The sequence below is a fragment of the Stenotrophomonas sp. DDT-1 genome (assembly GCF_001580555.1).
Lineage (GTDB): Bacteria > Pseudomonadota > Gammaproteobacteria > Xanthomonadales > Xanthomonadaceae > Stenotrophomonas > Stenotrophomonas sepilia.
The window spans coordinates 107,188-128,156 of record NZ_LEKR01000008.1; the positions used below are offsets into that span (position 1 = coordinate 107,188).

The window sequence follows — 20,969 nt, forward strand, 5'->3', positions numbered from 1 at the left end:
CTACTGCTTGCCATGCATTTGTTTCTGTAGAGCCGAGCCCATGCTCGGCTGCCTTCGGCAGGAGTGGCAGCCGAGCATGGGCTCGGCTCTACAGGGGCGCAATTTCACGGATTGCCGCTTGAAGTCCCCCCGGGTCTGCGCGTTAGAGTGAATGCGCGGCAACCGGGGGGATGCCGCACCTGGCCGACGCCCGTTCGCGTTGGCCTGCCTCATGCATGCCCCACCGTGGTTTCCGTCGACAGGCAAGTCCGGGAGACTGACGAATGCTGGTAGGCACGTACAACCCGTGGCTGGTGGCGATCTCACTGCTGGTCGCCGTGATGGCGTCGTACACGGCGCTGGCCATGGCCGGGCGCACGGTCACCGCCCCGGGCCGGGCAGCCGCCTGGTGGTGGCGCCTGGGGGGCGGATTCGCCATGGGCCTGGGTATCTGGTCGATGCACTTCATCGGCATGCTGGCCTTCGATCTGCCCATTGCACTGGGCTACGACCTGCCCATCACCCTGCTCTCGCTGGCCCTGGCGATCGCCTCGTCGGTGTTCGCACTGTGGCTGGTCTCGCTGCGCACCCTGCCCCATCCGCGATTGGCCGGCGGTGCCCTGCTGATGGGCACCGGCATTGCCGGCATGCACTACGTCGGCATGGCAGCGATGCGCATGCAGCCCGGGATCGACTACGACCCGGGCTGGCTGCTGCTCTCCCTGGTGGTGGCGGTGGCCGCGTCATGGACCGCGCTGTACGTGGCGTTCCGCCTGCGCGCGCAGCGCACCCGCGTCGGTGACCGGTTGGCGGCCGCCGGCCTGCTCGGCCTGGCCATCGTCGGCATGCACTACACCGGCATGGCGGCCGCGCGCTTCCCGGAAGGCAGCATCTGCGGCGCGGCGGTCGGTGACGGCCTGCAGAGCGAGTGGCTGGCGATGCTGGTGGTGGTGTTGACGGTTGCGATCCTGGCGGTGGTGCTGGTGGTCTCGTGGCTGGACCAGCGGGTGGAGGCGCAGCTGCTGCGGCTTCGCAACTCGATGCTGAGCACCTCGTTGACCGATGCCCAGCAGGAATTGACCCAAGCCGCGCTGCACGACCCGCTGACCCGCCTGCCGAACCGCCTGCTGCTGCAGCGGCGCATCGTGCAGGCGCTGGCCGAAGCCGAACAGGGGGGCAGCCGTTTCGCGGTGATGTTCATGGACCTGGACGGATTCAAGCAGGTCAATGATGCCTACGGCCATCAGGCCGGCGACGCACTGCTGGTGGCGGTGGCCGAGCGTACCCGCCAGCTGCTCCGGCCCAACGATATGCTGGCCCGTCTGGGCGGCGACGAGTTCGTGCTGGTGGTGCGCATCGAGCACGACGAGGACCTGCCCACCCTCGCCCGGCGCATCCTGCAGGCGGTGGGCAGCGGCCCGTTGCTGCCGGACAACGAACTGCAGGTAACTGCCAGCATCGGCGTGGCGATCTGCCCCGACCACGCTGCCAGCGAGCGCCAGTTGATGGCCTTCGCCGACGCGGCGATGTACCAGGCCAAGGAATCCGGACGCAACGCCTTCGTGCTGTTCGCCGACTGGATGAACGACAGTGCCGAGCAGCAGTTCCGGCTGCTGGCCGACCTGCGCCGTGCGATCGGCAGCGAGCAGCTGTTCCTGCACTATCAGCCGAAGATCCGCGTGGCCACGCAGAAGGTGGCCGGTGCCGAAGCGCTGATCCGCTGGAAGCACCCGGAGCACGGGCTGATCCCACCGGACCGCTTCATCCGCCTGGCCGAACGCAGCGGCGCGATCAACGAGATCGGTCGCTGGGCACTGGACCAGGCCTGCCAGCAACTGCGGCGCTGGCGCGACGCCGGGCATGAAGGCTGGTCGATGTCGGTGAACCTGTCGCCGGTGCAGTTCAGTTCGCCACACCTGCTGCAGGATGTGCGTGAAGTGATCGAACGCCATGGCATTGCCCCGCGCCACCTGGTGCTGGAGATCACCGAAAGCACGGTCATGCGCGATACCGATACCAGCCTTCGCCTGCTGCAGGCCCTGTCGGCGCTGGGCGTGGGCATCTCCATCGATGATTTCGGAACTGGGTATTCCAGCCTGCTGTACCTGAAGCGGCTGCCGGCCACGGAGATCAAGATCGACCACGCGTTCGTGCGTGACCTGGAACACAGCGCCGAAGACGTGGTGATCGTCTCGGCGATCGTAGCGCTGGGCCACGCGCTGGACATGGACATCGTCGCCGAGGGCGTGGAGACTGCGGCGCAGCGTGCCTACCTGGAGCGGCTGGGCTGCGACTACCTGCAGGGCTACCTGCTGGGCCGCCCGGTTGATGCCGCACGCTTCATGCAGCTGCACGACCTGCCGCGACCGCGGGTGGAACTGGCGCAGAGCCCACCGCAACAACACCCGCCCGGATAACGCCGGGCAGCGCGACCACCCGCCATCACGGAACGATTCCTGCGGCACCCTCCTGTAGAGCCGAGCCCACGCTCGGCTGCGCCTCGCGCTTGGAGCCAACCGCAGCCGAGCATGGGCTCGGCTCTACAGGAGGGTCGTCGGTAGATCCATGCCATGCGTGGAACAGTTCTTGCACGCACCCCGGCAACCCCTGCCGCAGTACCCGCGATGTCCGAGAACGAATCCGCCGGCGAAAAGACCGAACAACCGACCGAAAAACGCCTGCGCGACGCCCGTGAACAGGGCAACCTGCCGCGCTCGCGCGAACTGGGCACCGCCGCCGTGTTCGGCGCCGGCGTGCTGGCGGTGATGGCCATGAGCGGCTCGATCGGACGCGGCGCCAGCGCCTGGATGAAGCAGGCGCTCAGCCCCGAGCAGAGCCTTCGGCAGAACCCGAAGGAACTGTTCGGCCACTTCGGTGATCTGCTGCTGCAGTTCATGCTGGTGATCGCGCCGCTGGTGCTGGTCTGCCTGCTGGCCAGCTTCGTCGCCCCGCTGGTGATGGGCGGCCTGCGCTGGTCGCAGAAGGCGTTGCTGCCCGACATCAACCGCATGAACCCGATGAGCGGGCTCAAGCGCCTGTATGGCCCGGAGGCCATTGCCGAGTTCACCAAATCGCTGCTGCGCGTGGCCTTCGTCGGCGTCGCCGCCGGGCTGGTGGTGTGGTCCGGCTTCGACACCCTGCGCGGCCTGATCCACCACCCGCTGGAGACGGCCATTACCGACGGCCTCGGCTTCACCCTGCGCCTGCTGCTGGCCACGGCCGGCGCGATGCTGGTGCTGGCCGCCATCGATGCGCCGTACCAGCGCTGGAACTGGATGCGCAAGCTGAAGATGACCCGTGAAGAGCTGCGCCGGGAAATGAAGGAAAGCGAGGGCAGCCCCGAGGTGAAGGGCCGTATCCGCCAGCTGCAGCAGCAGATGGCCAACCGCCGGATGATGGAAGCGGTGCCCACGGCGGACGTGGTGGTGGTCAACCCCACCCACTACGCGGTGGCCCTGAAATACGAGGGCGGCGCCATGAACGCCCCCACCGTGGTCGCGCTGGGCGTGGACGAGACCGCCCTGCGCATCCGTGAAGTGGCCGACGGCAACAAGGTCGCGATCGTCTCTGCCCCGCCTTTGGCACGCGCCTTGTATCGGGAAGGCCAACTCGGAAAGGAAATCCCCGTGAGACTGTATTCGGCCGTCGCCCAGGTCCTGTCCTACGTCTACCAGCTGCGCGCCTGGCGCACTGGCCCGATGCCGGACGCCCCGCACATCCAGGTGGATGAATTCGGCAAGGGAGGCCGCCCGTGAGCGCCCAGCCCGCCACCGGATTCAACACTCGACGCGCCCTGGAAATGATCCGCCAGGGCCTTGGCGCGCCGCTGATCGTGCTGGCCCTGCTGGCCATGGTCGTGGTCCCGCTGGCCGCGCCTGTCCTCGATGCGCTGTTCACCTTCAACATCGCCATCTCGCTGATGGTGCTGCTGGCGGTGGTCTACGTGAAGCGCCCGCTGGACTTCACCATCTTCCCGATCGTGCTGTTGATCACGACCATGCTGCGGCTGGCGCTGAACGTGGCCTCCACCCGCGTCATCCTGCTCAACGGCCAGAACGGCCACGACGCTGCGGGCAAGGTCATCGCCGCCTTCGGTGAATTCGTGATCGGCGGCAACTATGCGGTCGGCATCGTGGTGTTCGCGATCCTGACCATCATCAATTTCGTGGTCATCACCAAGGGCGCCGGCCGCGTCTCGGAAGTGACCGCGCGCTTCATCCTGGACGCGATGCCCGGCAAGCAGATGGCGATCGACGCCGACCTCAACGCCGGTTTGCTGACGCGCGAGGAAGCCAAGCTGCGCCGCGAGGAAGTCCGCGAGGAAGCCGACTTCTACGGTGCGATGGACGGTGCCAGCAAGTTCATCCGCGGCGACGCCATCGCCGGCATCCTGATCCTGTTCATCAACATGCTCGGCGGCCTGGCCGTGGGCGTGCTGCAGCATGGCATGCCGTTCGGCGACGCCGCTGCCACCTACACCCTGCTCTCCATCGGTGACGGCCTGGTGGCGCAGCTGCCGGCACTGCTGGTGTCCAGCGCGGTGGCGATGCTGGTCACCCGTGCCTCGCGCTCGCAGGACATGGCCCAGGCCATGACCGGCCAGGTGTTCGGCCAGTACCGCGCGCTGGCGATCACCGCCGGCATCATCGGCGTGGTCGGCCTGGTGCCGGGCATGCCCAACGTCGCTTTCCTGACGCTGTCCGCGATCCTCGGCTTCATCGCCTGGAAGGTCTACCGCAAGGGCAAGGCTCCGGCCGCCGACGCCGCGGCCGGCGGCACCGATGCTGCCGCACTCAATGCGCTGGGCCGCCAAGCCGCGCCGGCACCGACTGCGGAACTGAGCTGGGACGAGCTGCGTCCGGTCGATCCGCTGGGCCTGGAGGTCGGCTACCGGTTGATCCCGCTGGTGGACGCCAACCAGGGTGGCGAACTGATGGCGCGCATCAAGGGCGTTCGCCGCAAGCTGACCCAGGACGTCGGCTTCCTGATCCCGTCGGTGCATATCCGCGACAACCTGGAACTGCCGGCCAACGGCTATCGCGTGCTGGTGCACGGCGTGCCGGTGGCCACCGCCGAGATCCACCCCGACCGCGAACTGGCCCTGGACCCGGGCAGCGCCCTCGGCGCGCTGGAGGGCATCGCCGGCAAGGACCCTGCGTTCGACCTGGATGCCACCTGGATCCAGCCGCACCAGCGTGCCCAGGCCGAAACGCTGGGCTACACCGTGGTCGACCCGGCCACCGTGGTTGCCACCCACCTCTCGCACCTGATCCGCGAACACGCACCCGAGCTGCTCGGCCATGAGGAAGTGCAGCACCTGCTGGCCAACCTGGCCAAGAGCGCACCCAAGCTCGTCGAAGATCTGACGCCCAAGGCGCTGCCGCTGTCGGCGGTGGTGCGCGTGTTGCAGAACCTGCTGGTCGAGCGCATTCCGATCCGCCAGCTGCGCAAGATCGCCGAGGCACTGGTCGAACATGCGCCCAGCAGCCAGGACCCGGCCGTGCTGACCGCCGCGGTGCGCACCGCACTGGGCCGCTTCATCGTGCAGGAGATCGCCGGAATGTCGGCGGAGCTGCCGGTGTTCACCCTCAACCCGCAATTGGAACGTGTCTTGCAGGAGTCCACGCAGGGCAACGGCGCCGCGCTGGAACCCGGACTCGCTGAGCGACTGCACCAGAGCCTGGCCGAATGTGTCAGCAAGCAGGAAGCCCGCAACGAGCCCGCGGTCGTGCTGGTACCTGGCCCGGTGCGCGCCGCGCTGGCCCGCCTGGTCCGCCACAGCGTTCCTTCGCTGTCGGTCCTGGCCTACAGCGAGGTGCCGGAGGACAAGCGCCTGAAGCTGGTCGGAACGATCAGCTGACGCCGCCCGCCGATGCGCCAGAAAACAGACACCACTTTCGAACCAACGCAACAGACAGACACCAAGGGGAACCCGCACCGTGCAGACCACCGACCACCCGAGTTCCCCGACCGCCACCCCGCCGTCTTCGCCTCGTGACCACAGCATGAAAATCAAACGATTCGTCGCCGCCGACATGCGCTCGGCCATGAACCTGGTGCGCAAGGAGCATGGTCCTGACGCCGTGATCCTGTCCAACCGCCGGATCGAGGAAGGCATCGAGATCGTCGCCGCCGCCAACTACGACGAGAGCGCGGTACAGCGTGCACTGGAAGCCTCGCGCCGTGACGTTGCACCGCCGCCGGCACCCAAGCCGCGCACCGCCGCCGACGCGGTGATCGCCGCCGTCACCCGCCGCCGCAGCAGCACCCCGGCACCGGAACCGGTTGCCGCCACCACCTCGGCGGTGGCCGCCCTCGCCCGTGCAGCAGTGGGCGCTACCGGCCGCACCCTCGACAGCGCCGACGAGATCGTGCCGACCCGCGGCAGCACCGGCTTTGCCGCCACGCTGGCACGCGCCGCCGTCAATGAACCGGCACTGCCGGACCAGATCTACGCCCCGTTCGCCGAGGCCATCGTTGCTCCGGCGCCGGCACCGGCCGTCGTCGCGCCGGCCAACCGCGCCCGTTTCCAGATCGATCCGCCGCACCAGGCACATCACGAAAGCGTGGCGCCGGCGGTGCAGCCGCCGCCGCTGCCGACCGCAGCCCTGTCTGAAACGCAGCCGGAGGTCGCCGCCAGCGAACCGGCGTTGGCCGATGCCACCGTCGAAGCCGCGCCGACGCCGACGCTCGCCCCAGCCCCGGTGCTGACCGTGGTCGCCCAGGACGACGCCGAGATCCGCCAGCTGCGCCAGGAAGTGGCCGGCATGCGCCAGGTGATCGAGCGCGAAATGAACCGCTTCACCGACGAGCGCCTGCGCGGCTGCCCGGTGCGCGCCACCGCGCTGGACCTGATGGACGAGTACGGCTTCGATGCTGGCCTGGCCCGCGACGTCGCCATGCAGATCCCGCTGGAGACCGAGGCGCACCGAGGCCGCGGCCTGATGCTGGGGCTGATCTCGCGCAAGCTGCCGATCGCCCCGGTCGACCCGCTGGAGGAAGGCGGCGTGATCGCGCTGGTGGGCCCGACCGGCGCCGGCAAGACCACCACCATCGCCAAGCTGGCCTCGCGGTTCGCCGAGAAGCACGCACCGCGTGACGTCGCTCTGGTCACCACCGACACCACCCGCATCGGCGCCCGCGAGCAGCTGTATGGCTACGGCCGGCAGCTCGGCATAGCCGTCCACGAGGCCAACAGCGGCACCGACCTGGACCAGCTGCTGGAACGCCTGAAGGACTACAAGCTGGTACTGATCGACACCGCCGGGCTGGGCCCGCGCGACCGCGCGCTGGCCGCCCAGCTGCAGTGGCTGCGCGCCGCGCGCCAGGTGCGCACCCTGCTGGTGCTGCCGGCCAACACCAGCTTCGGCGACATGGACGAGGTGGTCCGCCGCTTCGGTGCCGCCAACCTGCAGGGCCTGGTGCTGAGCAAGCTGGACGAAACCGGCCGCTTCGGCAACGCCCTGTCGGTAGCCGTGGACCACGCCCTGCCGATCACCTGGGTGACCGACGGCCAGGACGTTCCGGACGACCTGCACCGGGCCAGTGCGGCCAATCTCGTACTTCGCCTTGAAGATTTGCGCCGAGCGGCCGATATGCCCTGCAACCCGGAGTTGAACCATGCCGTCGCGTGAGTACGCCAAGCTGACCAAGACCTTCCCGCTGTCGGCCACCCGCAGCGAGCCGCTCGGCCCTGTGCGCACCATCGCCGTGACCGGCGGCAAGGGCGGCGTGGGCAAGACCAACGTGTCGGCCAACCTGGCCGTGGCGCTGGCCGGCATGGGCAAGCGCACGCTGCTGCTGGACGCCGACCTCGGCCTGGCCAACATCGACGTGATCCTGGGCTTGAACCCCACCTATACGCTGGCCGACCTGGTTGCCGGCCGCTGCTCGCTGGACGACGTCATCGTCGAAGGCCCGAACGGCGTGCTGGTGGTCCCGGCCGCGTCCGGCCGCCGGCACATGGCCGAGCTGGCCCCGGCCGAGCACGTCGGCCTGGTCAACGTGTTCTCCGAGCTGGAACGCGAGCTGGACATCATGGTGGTGGACACCGCCGCAGGCATCACCGACGGCGTGCTGACCTTCTGCCAGGCCGCGCAGGACACCGTGGTGGTGGTCTGTGACGAGCCGGCTTCAATCACCGACGCCTACGCGCTGATCAAGGTGCTCTCGCGCGAGCGTGGCGTGGACCGCATCCAGGTGGTGGCCAACATGGTGCGCGACCCCAATGAAGGCCGCGTGCTGTACGAGAAGCTGACCCGGGTCTGCGAAAAGTTCCTCGCCGATGTCTCGCTGAACTACCTGGGCTGCGTGCCGCAGGATGACTGGCTGCGCCTGTCGGTGCAGCGCCAGCAGCCGGTGGTGAAGGCCTACCCGTCCAGCCCGTCCGCACTGGCGATCACCGAGATCGCACGCCGTACCGCGCGCTGGCAGGCGCCCACCGAACCACGCGGCGGCGTCGAGTTCTTCCTCGAACGCATCCTCAAGCAGCGCGGGGTGGCGGCATGAAAGGCGCGGCCCAGTACAGGGAAGTCCAGCGCTCGGCGGCCAACGACGTCATCGCCCAGCACTCGGACCTGGTGCGGCGCATCGCCCACCATCTGGCCGCGCGCCTTCCGGCCAGCGTCGAAGTCGATGATCTGATCCAGGCCGGCATGATGGGCCTGATCGAAGCCTCGCGCAGCTACGACGCCGACCAGGGCGCCTCGTTCGAGACCTATGCCTCGATCCGCATCCGCGGCTCGATGATCGACGAGATCCGTCGTGGCGACTGGGTGCCGCGTTCGGTGCACCGCCGTGCACGCGATGCTGCGGCCACCATCCGCCGCCTGGAACAGAGCAGCGGCCGCGCCGCCAGCGCCACCGAAGTGGCCGCCGCGATGGAGATGCCACTGCCCGACTACCTGCGCCTGATGGAAGACGCCGCGCGTGGCCAGGTGCTGAGCCTGGAGTCGCGCATCGAGGACCAGGGCGAGCTGGACACGGTCGCCCAGGGTGGCCCGACCCCGCAGCAGGTGCTGGAGCGCAGCGAGTTCGGCCGCGAGCTGGGCAAGGCCATCGGCCATCTGCCCGAGCGCGAACAGCTGGTGCTCTCGCTCTACTACGAGCAGGAACTCAATCTGAAGGAGATCGGCGCGGTGCTCGGCGTGAGCGAGTCGCGGGTCTGCCAGATCCACGGCCAGGCCGTGCTGCGCCTGCGCGGCCGGCTGAAGGTATTCGAGGCCGTCGACGCCGGCCTCGAAGAATGAACATCCCCGAGGCAGCTGCCCCCGGCCGCCCGGAATGAACAACAAAGGAACTCTGCTTTGAACAAGAACATGCGCATCCTGATCGTGGACGACTTCTCGACCATGCGTCGCATCGTCAAGAACCTGCTGGGCGATCTGGGCTTCACCAACACCGCCGAAGCCGAGGACGGGCATGCCGCGCTGTCGCTGCTGCAGAGCCAGCCGTTCGATTTCGTGGTCACCGACTGGAACATGCCGGTCATGACCGGCATCGAGCTGCTCAAGGCGATCCGTGCCGATGCCAAGCTGAAGACCCTGCCGGTGCTGATGGTCACCGCCGAAGCCAAGCGCGAGCAGATCATCGAAGCGGCCCAGAACGGCGTGAACGGCTACATCATCAAGCCGTTCACCGCGCAGACGCTGGAAGAGAAGCTCGGCAAGATCTTCGAACGCCTGGCGGCCAGCGCCTGATGGACACCACGGTCGACAAGAATGCCCTCGCCCTGCGCCTGCAGGAAGCACTGGACGCACTGGAGTCCGGTGACGAAACCGCCTGGCGGCAACGCATCGACGGACTGGTCGCGCTGCGCACGCAGCCGATGATGAGCGGCCTCTCGCGGCTGGCCCGCGAGCTCGGGCAGGCCCTGGGTGAACTGCCGACCGTGCCCAGCGAGGCCGGCGAACTGGACGATGCCTGCGCACGTCTGGACCACGTGGTGGCGATGACCGAACAAGCGACGCACCGCACCCTGGACCTGGCCGAGGAATGCCGCAGCCTGACCGAACAGCTGCGCGCCGAAGGCCTGCAGCCGGGCCAGGATGCGCAGCTCGAGCGCATCCGCCACAACCTCACCGAGATCGCCCTGACCCAGAGCTACCAGGACCTGACCGGGCAGATCATCCGTCGCGTGGTCGGCATCGTCCGCCGCGTGCACGAGGGCTTCGGCGCGCTCGGCCTGCCGCCGGAACAGCATCGCACCGATCCGGAACTGGCCGGGCCGGCACTGAAGGGACTGGACCGCCACGCGGTCTCGCAGAACGACGCCGACGACCTGCTGTCGGACCTGGGGCTGTAAGCATGAGCGCGGTATCCGACGACATCACTGCCGATTTCATCATCGAGGCGCAGGAAATCCTGGATCGCCTGGGCGAACAGCTGGTGTCGCTGGAGCAGGCACCACAGGACACCGAGCAGCTCAACGCGGTGTTCCGGGGCTACCACACGCTCAAGGGCGGCGCCGGCTTCCTCGGCGTCACCGCCATGGTCGAGCTGTGCCACGCCGCCGAAGAAGCGCTGGGCATCGCGCGCGCGGGCCAGGCCGTGCTGCAGGCCCATCACTTCGATGCCGCCCAGCAATCGCTGGACTACCTGCAAGCGATGCTGGATGCAGTTTCCTCCGGCACCGAGCCGGGCTATGCGCCGCCGGAGCTGATCGCCCAGTTCGACATGCACGGAGGCGCCACCGCGCCGGCCGCGACGGCCGCCGTAGCGGCGGCCGGTAGCGGCGACCTGATCACCGACGACGAATTCGAGGCCCTGCTCGACCAGCTGCACGGTGGTAACGCGCCGACTGCGGTCGCGCCGGCAAAGAAGGCTGACGACGGCCTGATCAGCGAAGACGAGTTCGAAGCCCTGCTCGACCAGCTGCACGGTGGCGCCGCACCCGGCGCCAAGCCCATCGCTGCGGTAGCGCCCGCACCGATCGCGGCACCACGCCCACTGGCCGCACCGGCCGCACCGGCAACTGCAGCGGCGACCAAGCCGGCCGCCAAGCCGCTGGCCGAAGCCGAACATACCGTGCGCGTGGACACCAAGCGCCTGGACGCGATCGTCAATCTGATCGGCGAACTGGTGCTGTCACGCAACCGGCTCAAGACCCTGCGTGCGCGCCTGCGCGACGAGGAACTGGACCGCGCCGTGTCGACCCTGGACATCGCCACCGCGCGCCTGCAGTCGGCGGTGATGCGTACCCGCATGCAGCCGGTGGGCAAGGTCTTCTCGCGCTTCCCCAAGGTCGCCCGAGACGTTGCCCGCTCGCTGAAGAAGGAAGTGGACCTGGAGCTGATCGGCGCCGAGACCGAGCTCGACCGCAACCTGGTCGAAGCGCTGGCCGACCCGCTGGTGCACCTGGTCCGCAACGCCATCGACCATGGCGTGGAAATGCCCGATCTGCGCGAAGCACAGGGCAAGCCGCGGATGGGCCATGTACGCCTGTCGGCCCAGCAGGAAGGCGACTACGTCAGCATTGAAGTGCAGGACGACGGTGCCGGCATCGATCCGGAGAAGCTGCGCGCGAAGGCGCGTGAGAAGGGCCTGATCGATCCGGAAGCTGCCGCCCGCCTGAGCAGCGAGGAGTGCCTGCACCTGGTGTTCCTGCCCGGCTTCTCGACCAAGCAGCAGGTCACGGATATCTCCGGCCGCGGCGTTGGCATGGACGTGGTGCAGTCACGCATCCGCGAGCTGAGTGGCCAGATCCAGATCCAGTCCGAGCTGGGCCGTGGCAGCCGCTTCCTGATCCGCGTGCCGCTCACCCTGGCGATCCTGCCGACCCTGCTGGTACAGGCCGGCGAGGACGTCTATGCACTGCCGCTGGCGCGCGTGATGGAAGTGCTGCACGCGCCGCGCACCTCGCTGGGCTGGTTCGATGGCCGCGCCGTGCTCGACCGTCGTTCGCATACGCTGCCGCTGGTCGATCTGCGCCAGTGGCTGGATGTGACGCCGGCCGCCTCGACCCTGCTGACGATCGTGGTGCTGCAGGCCGGCGAAGCGCGCTTCGGCCTGGTCGTGGACCAGGTGCGCGGGCGCGAGGAAGTGGTCATCAAGCCACTGCCGAAAGCCCTGCGCGGCCTGCGCGGTTACGCCGGTGCAACCCTGATCGGCGATGGTCGCATGGCGCTGATCCTGGATGTGGACGGCCTGCGCAGCCCGCACGACTGACCCGCTTGCTGAACCCGTAAAACCGTGAAGTCGCACCAGTAGCCCGTACCGGTGTCTCAAGTCCCATTCATACAAGCCGATACCGGATCCATGGATAGACTCAGCCTCATTGGACTCTTTCTCGCCCTGGCCTCGCTGGTCGGCGGCAGCATCCTCAAGGGCGCCGGCCTGGCGTCGCTGTGGTCGCCTGCGGCGTTCGTGATCGTCATCGTCGGCACCGTCGCTGCGATCCTGCTGCACACCTCGCCGGCGGTGTTCAAGCATGCGTTCAGCATCGTGCGCTGGGTCGTGCGTCCACCGCACAGCGACCGCCGCGAGTTGATCCAGCAGATCGTCGAGTGGAGCAACATCGCCCGCCGCCAGGGCCTGCTGGGCCTGGAATCGCAGGTGGAAGCACAGCAGGACCCGTTCCTGCGCAAGGGCCTGCAGCTGCTGGTGGACGGCGTCGAGCCCGAATCGATGCGGCACATGCTGGAAATCGAACTGGGCAGCCAGGAGCACCAGGACCAGGCCGGCGCCAAGGTGTTCGAAGCAATGGGCATCTATGCACCGACGCTGGGCATCATCGGTGCCGTGCTGGGCCTGATCGCAGTGATGAAGAACCTGGCCGACCCGAGCAAGCTCGGCCACGGCATCGCCGCCGCGTTCACCGCCACCATCTACGGCATCGCTTCGGCCAACCTGCTGTTCCTGCCGATCGCCGCCAAGCTCAAGAGTGTGATCTCGCACAACACGCGCGACCGCGAGATGGTCATCGAAGGCCTGATCTCGATCGCCCAGGGCGAGAACCCGCGCAACATCGAAACCAACCTCTCCGGCTTCCTGCACTGACATGGCCCGCCGCAAGCACCACGAAGAGCACGCCAACCACGAAGCATGGGCGATCCCCTATGCCGATCTGATGACGCTGCTGCTCGCCTTCTTCGTGGTCATGTATGCAATCTCCTCGGTGAACGAGGGCAAGTACCGGATCATGGCCGACGCGCTCACCGATGCCTTCGGTGGCGCACCGCGCACCATCAACCCGGTGCAGGTGGGCAACAAGCAGGTGCAGGGCGGCGGCTGGGACAGCCCCTCGGTGATCAAGTCCGGCACCAAGATCGGCCCGTCCGCGCCGGCACCTTCGCACGACCCGACCCTGCTGCCCTCGATGGCTTCGCAGATGCGCATGCCGGTGTCAGTGCACAACCAGGAGCAGATCGCGCGCGCCGAGCGACAGCTCAACAGCATCGCCGACCGCCTCACCGCCGCGCTCGCACCGCTGATCGACCGCGGCATGATCAGCGTGCGCCGCACCGAACTGTGGATCGAAGTCGAGATCAACAGCGACATCCTGTTCCCCACCGGCTCGGCCGCGCTGGACGTGCATGCGCGGCAGACCCTGGCCAGCCTGGCCGAGGTGCTGCGCGACGTGCCCAACAGCGTGCGCGTGGAAGGCCACACCGACAACGTGCCGATCGCCACCGCCACTTTCCCGTCGAACTGGGAACTTTCGGCCGGGCGCGCCGCCAGCGTGGTGCACCTGTTCGCCGACCAGGGCGTGCAGCCGTCGCGGCTGGCGATGGTCGGCTATGGCCAGTTCCGCCCGCGCGAAGAGAACGACAGCGCGCAGGGCCGCAACCGCAACCGCCGGGTGATGGTCATCATCCTGGCCGACACGTCGCACTCGGTGGATCCGCTCGGCCAGCGCCTGAACGCAGCCACCGGCGCCACCGACAGCACCGTCACCGAACAGGCCGCCGCAACTCCGGCCAGCGCCCCCACCTCCCCCATCGCACCGGTGAAGTTGCCGCCGGTGCCGGCTGGCAGCCGCGTCGGCGCCGCCGTTCCCCCGGCAATGAAGGAGTAATCCGATGCGCATCTGGGCAGTCGCCAACCAGAAGGGCGGAGTCGGCAAGACCACCACCACCCTCGCCCTCGGCCGCGGCCTGGCCGCGCTCGGCCATCGCGTGCTGCTGATCGACCTCGATCCGCATGCCTCGCTCAGCCGCGCCTTCGGCGTGCCGGTGGACCCGCCGCCGGCCGGGGTGCTGGAGCTGTTCGGCACACCGCCAGCGGACCTGTCCGGCCTGTGCCATGCCAGCAACATCCATGGCCTGGACTACGTCTGCGCACAGTCGGCGCTGGCCACGCTGGAACGCCGCAGCGCCAACCAGCCCGGCCTCGGCCTGGCCCTGCAGAACGCGCTGGCGCGCCACCAGGGCCAGCACGACTACATCCTGCTGGACTGCGCACCGACCCTCGGCCTGCTGATGATCAATGCGCTGGCCGCAGCCGACCGTCTCATCATTCCCACCCAGGCCGAGCCACTGGCCCTGCACGGCCTGGATGGCATGGTCCGCACCGGCGAGATGGTCGAGCGCTCGCGCCGCCGCCCGCTGCCGATCTCGATCCTGCCGACCCTGTTCGACCGCCGCACCCGCGCCGGCAACGAGTCGCTGCGCACCATGCAGGATCGCCACGGCAACCGCGTGTGGGAAGACGCCATTCCGATCGATACCCGCATCAGCAACGCCGCCGGGCTGACCCTGCCGAGCACCGGCGAGGACTACCCGGGCCGGGGCCTGGCCGCCTACCGCCGTGCGCTGAACTGGATCCTCGGCGAGGATGCCCGCGCCCTGGAGCAGGCCGCATGAACAGCACCGGCATCCTCGATGATTACCTGGACGAACTGCTGGGGGAGGCCATTGTCGCGCCGCCCCCTGCCGAGCTGTCGCCGGCTGGCGCCGGGCCAAACCCGGCGATCGAAGCAGTCGCCGAACGCGAACCGACCTGGGACGACCTGCCGGCCGAAGTGATCTACGAAACCGAAACCATCGCCGCCGCGCCGAGCGGGGACAGCGCTGCGCTGGAAGCCGCCTTCGAGAGCGCCGCTCCACCCACGCGCGAACCCACCTGGGATGACCTGCCCGCCGAGGTGATCTACGAAACAGAATCCGTCGCCGCCGCGCCAAGCCCGGACGACGCGGTGCTGGAAGCGGCCTTCGAGAGCGCTGCCGCCTCCGCTAGCGCTGGGCCGGGTCCGGCGGGAGAAGCGGTTTCCGAACGCGAGCCGACCTGGGATGACCTGCCTGAGGAAGTCATCCACGAAACCGCGCCGGCACCCGCCGTCGTTGCAAACGCCGGTCCGGAACCTACCTGGGACGACCTGCCGGACGAGGTGATCTACGAGACCGATCCGGCCGACAGCCATCGCCTCGCCCACACCGACAGCCCCGGCCTGCAGGCCGCGTTCGAGGCGGCCGCCGGTGGCGAAGACGTAGCCACGCCACCGCCCGCCGTGGTCGCAGCACCGGTGGCCCCGACGGTTGCACCTGCAGCCCCGGCCCCGGCCGCGCGCACCGCCACTCCGCCGCCGCGCGTCGCCGTCGATGCCCCGGCAGCCAACCGTCCCGGCACCTGGCAGGAGCTGCAGGCGCAGGCCCACCAACCGGCCCGCAGCCCGCACCCGCAGAACCGACGCGCCGGCGAACGCACTTCGCGCTGGCTGCGCCTTCGCTGCGGCACCCAGGCCTATGCGCTGGAACTGCTGAAGGTGCAGGAAGTGGTGCTGCCGGTGCCCCTGCTGCCGCTGCGTGGCACTGCAGCGGCCATGCTCGGCATCATGAACCTGCGCGGCCAGGTGGTACCGGTGATGGATCTGGGCTTGCACCTGGGCGCGGCCGCCGCCGAGGACGACGCGCAGACCCGCATCGTGGTCCTGGAGGAGGACGGCGAGACCATCGGCCTGCGCGTGTCGGCGGTCGAAGATGTCGCCAACCTCACCGATTCGCAGATCGAACCGCCGGATACCGCGCGCATCTGCCAGATCTCAAACGACCTGTTCCGCGGCGTGGCCCGGGTCAGCCAGCGCCCGATGATCCTGCTCGACGCCACCCGGCTGTTGAGCTGAGCCACCAAGAAAAAGGGGACGGAGGGGATCAAGTCGCAAGTGGCTCGGCGCTTTGCACCGAAGCGGTGCCTGTCGGGGACGCAAGGAGTTGATCCGTTGGATCAACACCTTACGTCCCCACTGCGCGGTCACCGTTGCCGAGGGGACTGCAGTAGAGCCAGGTCGCTTGCGACTTGATCCCCTCCGTCCCCTTTCAGACAGCGACCGCATCGACGTACCGCGTCGATTCTTCTAAAGAACCCCACCGGGGTGCCGTTATGGATCACGGAACCGTTTGTCCGGAGCAACGATGAGCACTGTCGAACTGGGTGGGGATCTCGGCATCGAGAGCACTACCGAGCTCAAGAACCGCCTCGCCCCCCTCGTGGAGCAGGCTGGCGAGCTGACCCTGGATGCCAGCCAGGTCGCCCGCATCCACACGGCCGCCGTGCAGGTGCTGTGTGCGTTCGTGCAGGCCCGCCGCGAGGCAGGCCTGGGCACCGGCTTCCACGGTTGCACTGCAACCTTCAGTGACGCCGCGCGCCTGCTGGGCGTCACCCAGGCCCTGGGCCTGGACGTAACCCATGACAACCTGAAATCTGTGGAGAACGCTGCATGAGCGCACGTATCTTGGTGGTGGACGATTCGGCGTCGATGCGCCAGATGGTGTCCTTCGCCCTCACCTCGGCCGGTTTTGCCGTCGAAGAAGCTGAAGACGGCGCGGTCGCGCTCGGTCGCGCCAAGGGCCAGCGCTTCAATGCGGTGGTGACCGACGTCAACATGCCGAACATGGACGGCATCGCGCTGATACGCGAACTGCGCCAGCTGCCGGACTACAAGTTCACCCCGCTGCTGATGCTGACCACCGAATCGGCCGCCGACAAGAAGTCCGAAGGCAAGGCCGCCGGTGCCACCGGCTGGCTGGTCAAGCCGTTCAATCCCGAACAGCTGGTCGCCACCGTGCAGAAAGTGCTGGGCTAATCGCCCGGCGCCGCTCCCCCTCCTCGCTTCCGGATCACCACTGCCATGAGCATGGACCTGCAACGCTTCCACGCCACCTTCTTCGAGGAGAGCCGCGAAGGCCTCGATGCGATGGAGGCTGGCCTGCTGGCCCTGGAATCGGGGCAGCAGGACGCGGAGATCATCAATTCGGTGTTCCGCGCCGCCCACTCGATCAAGGGCGGCGCCGGCACCTTCGGCTTCGACGCGATCGCCGGCCTGACCCACGTGCTGGAAACGCTGCTCGATGAGCTGCGCGCCGGCAAGCGGGCGCTGGAAGGTCACGCCGTCGACGCCATGCTGTCCTCGGTGGACGTGCTGCGCGCCCTGCTGCGCGAAGCCGAGCACGGCCAGGCTGCCGATCCGGCTGCAGTCGCTGCAGTGAAGGCACGCCTGGAAGCGGTTCTTTCCGGCCAGGCCGCAGCGAGCGCCCCGGCGGCCGCGGCAGCCAAGGTGGACGATACGCCGGAAGCCTGGCAGATCGGCTTCACCCCGGCGCCGTCGCTGTTCATGAGCGGCAACGATCCATTGCGCATCATCCGCGAACTGGAACACCTCGGTTCGCTGCAGGTCGCTGCGCGCATGGAACGCCTGCCGGGCTTCGCCCAGCTTGATCCGCTCGAAGCCCATCTTGCGTGGGATCTGGGCCTGGTCGGCAAGGTGCCGCGCAGCAAGATCGAAGACACCTTCGCCTGGGTGCTGGACGATTGCGAGCTGGACATCCGTCCCGCCGCGCCGCCGAGCCTGGCCACCCAGGCGCCGGCCGCCGCGGCTCCCGCTCCGGTCGCAGCGGCACCGTCCGCACCTGCCGCGCCTGCCGCCAGCGGTGGTGCCAGCCAGGAAGCGGAAACCTCGATCCGCGTCAGCGTCGACAAGGTCGATGCGCTGATCAACCTGGTCGGCGAGCTGGTCATCACCCAGGCCATGCTCAAGCAGGTCTCGCATGCACTGGACCCGGTCCACGCCGAGAGCCTGTTCGCCGGGCTGGACCAGCTTGAACGCAACACCCGCGACCTGCAGGAAGCGGTGATCGGCGTGCGCATGCTGCCGGTTGACGCGGTGTTCCGCCGCTTCCCGCGCCTGGTCCGCGACCTGTCCAGCCGCCTCGGCAAGCAGGTGCGCCTGCGCACCGTCGGCGAAGGCACCGAACTGGACAAGGGCCTGATCGAAAAGATCGCCGATCCGCTGGTGCACCTGGTGCGCAACTCGATCGACCACGGCCTGGAAATGCCCGACGTACGTCGCGGTGCAGGCAAGGATGAGACCGGCACGATCACGCTGGCGGCCTCGCATCAGGGTGGCCATATCGTCATCGAAGTCAGCGACGATGGCCGTGGCCTGGACCGCGCCAAGATCCTCGCCAAGGCCTACGAACGCGGCCTGGCCGTGCCGGACAACCCGACCGATTCGCAGGTCTGGGACCTGATCTTCCAGCCCGGCTTCTCCACCGCCGATGCGGTCACCGACCTGTCCGGGCGTGGCGTCGGCATGGACGTGGTCCGCCGCAACATCCAGGCACTGGGTGGCGAGGTGCAGATCGAAAGCAGCCTCGGTACCGGCACCCGCACGCTGATCCGCCTGCCGCTGACCCTGGCCATCCTCGATGGCATGACTGTGGCCGTGGCCGGCGAAACCCTGATCCTGCCGCTGGCCTACGTGCTTGAGGCATTGCAGCCGCAGCCCGAGGATATCCGCAGCATGGCCGGCGAAGGCCGCGTGCTGCGCGTGCGCGGCGAGTACCTGCCGATCCTGTCGTTGAGCGAGTACTACGGCTACGGCAACCGCGCACCGGGCAGCGAATCGCTGGTGGTGGTGGTGGAAGGCGATGGCCAGAAAATCGCGCTGGAAGTGGACGAGCTGGTCGGCCAGCAGCAGGTGGTGGTGAAGAACATCGAGAACAACTACCGCCGTATCGGCGGAGTGTCCGGTGCCACCATCCTTGGCGACGGCCGCGTCGCGTTGATCGTTGACATCGGCGGACTGGTGCGCTCGCTGCGGATGCCGCAGGCCGCCTGATCCACGCCGCATGCGGGTCATGGACCGCCGCCCTTCGGGGCGGCGGTTTTTGTTTGTGTGCTCCATTCCAGCCGGGGTCAGATCCCTTTTCAGGGAAAAGGGATCTGACCCCATCCCTTCTGTGAACTCCGTCGAGGCGATGGTTTCGCGCGCAACCACGTCATCCGAGCGCAAGCCCCGCCAGACCAGCACTTTCGTGCCGTCATCCCTACGCAACCGAATGTGATCTGCGTCCATAAAGTCCGCGCGGACGGCGCCGTTATTTCGCTTTGACGGTCGTCACCGAACCCCACCGGGCACCCCCGTTCGCTCTGCAACCACCCCCAAACCGGCGCACAGACGCCGGCACTCTGCCCACCTGGAGCACCCTGCATGAAGTGGTTCCAAGATCTGCCCATCGCCCGCAAGCTGGCCGTGGGGTTCACCCTCACCACCCTGATGACCGTCGTACTGGGTGCCTTTGCCTTGATCCGCCTGTCCGAGGCCAACGCGCAGCTGCGCGACATGGCCGGCAACGATATCCCCTCGGTCCAGCACCTGGGCGAGGCGCGCTCGCAGCTCGGCGAGTTCCGCACCTACGAACTGGCCCAGCTGAGCATGCTCGACCAGCCGGAAAAGGTGGCCGACTACAACAAGCGCATGGACGATACCGCCAAGGCCGTGCATGACGAGCTGGCGGCGTACGCGGCGCTGCCGGCGCTGGACAAGGAGCGTGAACTGTATCGCGCAGCCAGCGCACAGCTCGACCGCTACTTCGCCGCCAACAAGGCGATGCGCGACGCCGTGACCGCTGGTGACGGCGTCCTGGCGCGGCAGATCTCCGACGAACAGTCACGCCCGGCGCGCCGCGACCTGTTCGCTGCGATGAAGGCACTGGGAGCCCACATCGCCGGCCAGATGGACCGCAAGATCGCCGACGCCAACGCCACCCACCGCACCAGCATGATTGCCATCATCGGCTGCATCGTGCTGCTGTCGCTGGTCGCTGCCGCGCTGGCCATCGTCATCTCGCGTGCAGTGACCGGCCCACTCGGCAAGGCCGTGCATGCCATCCAGGCCGTTGCCCGCGGTGATCTCAGCGTCAGCACCCAGGCCACCAGCAGTGACGAAGCCGGCAGGATGCTCGCTGCCACCGCCGAGATGACGGCGATGCTGCGACGCTTCAGCGAGCAGACACAGCTGATGGCACAGATGCACGCTGGCCCGGACATCAGCCATCGCATCCCGGAAGATTTCCCGGGTGTCTACGGCCAGCTGGCCAACGGCATCAACACGGTGATCTTCGAGCACCTCGATGCGATCGTCGATGCCATTGAAGTACTCAACCAGTACGCCATCGGCAATCTGAGCCCGGATGCACGCCGCCTGCCCGGCAGCCGCGCGATCCTGCACGAATCCATGGACGCGGCCAAGGCCAGCCTGCTGGCCATCAATTCGCAGATCCAGCACCTGGCTGCTGCGGCCGCCGCCGGTGACTTCAGCCAGCGCGGCGACGTACAGCGGTTCCAGCACGACTTCAAGCTGATGATCGAGCACCTCAACACCATGATGCAGGTGGCTGACGGCAACCTCGGCCAGCTCTCGCAGCTGCTGCAGTCGATCGCCACCGGCGACCTGACCGCGCGCATGGAAGGCCAGTTCAATGGCGTGTTCGCCCGCATGCGCGACGATGCCAACACCACGGTCGCGCAGCTGACCCAGATCGTCAGCCAGATCCAGGCCAGCGCCTCCAGCATCACCCTGGCCGCCGGCGAGATCGCCTCGGGCAACAGCGACCTGTCACGCCGCACCGAGCAGCAGGCCGCCAACCTCGAGGAAACCGCGGCCTCGATGGAGGAACTGACCTCCACCGTGCGCCAGAACGCCGAGCACGCCCGCCAGGCCAACCAGCTCGCCATCGGCGCGCATGGCGTCGCCTCGCAGGGTGGCGAGGTCGTCG

At 68.2% G+C, this 20,969-nt stretch carries 16 protein-coding genes and 1 pseudogene; all 17 read left to right on the top strand.

The features are described from left to right. Positions 1–263 precede the first annotated feature (263 nt). Complete coding sequence (locus AB839_RS06375) at positions 264–2,396, top strand: bifunctional diguanylate cyclase/phosphodiesterase (protein WP_061478720.1); 2,133 nt, start codon at positions 264–266, stop codon at positions 2,394–2,396. Positions 2,397–2,603: 207 nt separating this feature from the next. Continuing rightward, positions 2,604–3,734 (top strand): flagellar biosynthesis protein FlhB, encoded by a 1,131-nt coding sequence (gene flhB / locus AB839_RS06380; protein WP_061478721.1) that lies wholly within the window; start codon positions 2,604–2,606, stop codon positions 3,732–3,734. A gap of 44 nt (positions 3,735–3,778) precedes the next feature. Further along, a complete protein-coding gene (gene flhA / locus AB839_RS06385) occupies positions 3,779–5,839 on the top strand; it encodes a flagellar biosynthesis protein FlhA (RefSeq protein WP_197467672.1) in 2,061 nt (686 codons plus the stop codon). Positions 5,840–5,984: 145 nt separating this feature from the next. Next, on the top strand, positions 5,985–7,613 hold the full coding sequence (flhF, locus tag AB839_RS06390) for a flagellar biosynthesis protein FlhF (protein ID WP_061478723.1): 1,629 nt from the start codon (positions 5,985–5,987) through the stop codon (positions 7,611–7,613). Continuing rightward, complete coding sequence (locus AB839_RS06395; protein ID WP_061478724.1) at positions 7,600–8,487, top strand: P-loop NTPase; 888 nt, start codon at positions 7,600–7,602, stop codon at positions 8,485–8,487. Before flhF ends, AB839_RS06395 begins: the two co-directional genes overlap by 14 nt. Then, the gene (locus tag AB839_RS06400; RefSeq protein WP_061478725.1) at positions 8,484–9,227 is read left to right on the top strand and encodes an RNA polymerase sigma factor FliA; all 744 of its coding nucleotides are present in this window, start codon (positions 8,484–8,486) and stop codon (positions 9,225–9,227) included. Before AB839_RS06395 ends, AB839_RS06400 begins: the two co-directional genes overlap by 4 nt. Positions 9,228–9,284: 57 nt before the next feature. After that, on the top strand, positions 9,285–9,677 hold the full coding sequence (cheY, locus tag AB839_RS06405) for a chemotaxis response regulator CheY (protein WP_005413247.1): 393 nt from the start codon (positions 9,285–9,287) through the stop codon (positions 9,675–9,677). Beyond that, positions 9,677–10,282, top strand: a complete 606-nt coding sequence (locus tag AB839_RS06410; protein WP_032129220.1) for a protein phosphatase CheZ — start codon at positions 9,677–9,679, stop codon at positions 10,280–10,282. Before cheY ends, AB839_RS06410 begins: the two co-directional genes overlap by 1 nt. A gap of 2 nt (positions 10,283–10,284) precedes the next feature. Further along, positions 10,285–12,144 (top strand): chemotaxis protein CheA, encoded by a 1,860-nt coding sequence (locus tag AB839_RS06415; protein WP_061478726.1) that lies wholly within the window; start codon positions 10,285–10,287, stop codon positions 12,142–12,144. Between the two features lie 90 nt (positions 12,145–12,234). Next, on the top strand, positions 12,235–12,975 hold the full coding sequence (locus tag AB839_RS06420) for a flagellar motor protein (RefSeq protein ID WP_049413360.1): 741 nt from the start codon (positions 12,235–12,237) through the stop codon (positions 12,973–12,975). Position 12,976: 1 nt separating this feature from the next. Continuing rightward, positions 12,977–13,822, top strand: a pseudogene (motD, locus tag AB839_RS06425) (flagellar motor protein MotD); the annotation flags it as partial. A gap of 175 nt (positions 13,823–13,997) precedes the next feature. Beyond that, positions 13,998–14,780: a ParA family protein gene (locus AB839_RS06430; RefSeq protein ID WP_061478728.1), complete on the top strand. Its 783-nt coding sequence runs from the start codon at positions 13,998–14,000 to the stop codon at positions 14,778–14,780. Beyond that, positions 14,777–16,036 carry a chemotaxis protein CheW gene (locus tag AB839_RS06435; RefSeq protein WP_061478729.1) on the top strand — a complete coding sequence of 420 codons (1,260 nt, stop codon included), beginning with the start codon at positions 14,777–14,779 and terminating at the stop codon, positions 16,034–16,036. The genes AB839_RS06430 and AB839_RS06435 overlap by 4 nt, the downstream gene beginning before the upstream one ends. 289 nt (positions 16,037–16,325) lie before the next feature. Beyond that, entirely contained in the window at positions 16,326–16,634 is a 309-nt protein-coding gene (locus tag AB839_RS06440) for an STAS domain-containing protein (RefSeq protein WP_061478730.1), read from the top strand. Next, entirely contained in the window at positions 16,631–16,996 is a 366-nt protein-coding gene (locus AB839_RS06445) for a response regulator (protein WP_005409521.1), read from the top strand. The genes AB839_RS06440 and AB839_RS06445 overlap by 4 nt, the downstream gene beginning before the upstream one ends. Positions 16,997–17,041: 45 nt before the next feature. Beyond that, entirely contained in the window at positions 17,042–19,030 is a 1,989-nt protein-coding gene (locus AB839_RS06450) for a chemotaxis protein CheA (protein ID WP_061478731.1), read from the top strand. Between the two features lie 372 nt (positions 19,031–19,402). Then, a partial coding sequence (locus AB839_RS06455) for an MCP four helix bundle domain-containing protein (RefSeq protein WP_156476622.1) occupies positions 19,403–20,969 on the top strand: 1,567 nt, incomplete at its 3' end.

Bases quoted from the DNA above. Each gene is read 5' to 3' on its own strand.
- AB839_RS06435 (WP_061478729.1), top strand. From the start codon at position 14,777: ATGAACAGCACCGGCATCCTCGATGATTACCTGGACGAACTGCTGGGG.
- AB839_RS06430 (WP_061478728.1), top strand. From the start codon at position 13,998: ATGCGCATCTGGGCAGTCGCCAACCAGAAGGGCGGAGTCGGCAAGACC.
- AB839_RS06375 (WP_061478720.1), top strand. From the start codon at position 264: ATGCTGGTAGGCACGTACAACCCGTGGCTGGTGGCGATCTCACTGCTG.
- AB839_RS06400 (WP_061478725.1), top strand. From the start codon at position 8,484: ATGAAAGGCGCGGCCCAGTACAGGGAAGTCCAGCGCTCGGCGGCCAAC.
- AB839_RS06450 (WP_061478731.1), top strand. From the start codon at position 17,042: ATGAGCATGGACCTGCAACGCTTCCACGCCACCTTCTTCGAGGAGAGC.
- AB839_RS06420 (WP_049413360.1), top strand. From the start codon at position 12,235: ATGGATAGACTCAGCCTCATTGGACTCTTTCTCGCCCTGGCCTCGCTG.
- flhB (WP_061478721.1), top strand. From the start codon at position 2,604: ATGTCCGAGAACGAATCCGCCGGCGAAAAGACCGAACAACCGACCGAA.
- AB839_RS06410 (WP_032129220.1), top strand. From the start codon at position 9,677: ATGGACACCACGGTCGACAAGAATGCCCTCGCCCTGCGCCTGCAGGAA.
- AB839_RS06395 (WP_061478724.1), top strand. From the start codon at position 7,600: ATGCCGTCGCGTGAGTACGCCAAGCTGACCAAGACCTTCCCGCTGTCG.
- flhA (WP_197467672.1), top strand. From the start codon at position 3,779: ATGATCCGCCAGGGCCTTGGCGCGCCGCTGATCGTGCTGGCCCTGCTG.
- flhF (WP_061478723.1), top strand. From the start codon at position 5,985: ATGAAAATCAAACGATTCGTCGCCGCCGACATGCGCTCGGCCATGAAC.
- AB839_RS06445 (WP_005409521.1), top strand. From the start codon at position 16,631: ATGAGCGCACGTATCTTGGTGGTGGACGATTCGGCGTCGATGCGCCAG.
- AB839_RS06415 (WP_061478726.1), top strand. From the start codon at position 10,285: ATGAGCGCGGTATCCGACGACATCACTGCCGATTTCATCATCGAGGCG.
- AB839_RS06440 (WP_061478730.1), top strand. From the start codon at position 16,326: ATGAGCACTGTCGAACTGGGTGGGGATCTCGGCATCGAGAGCACTACC.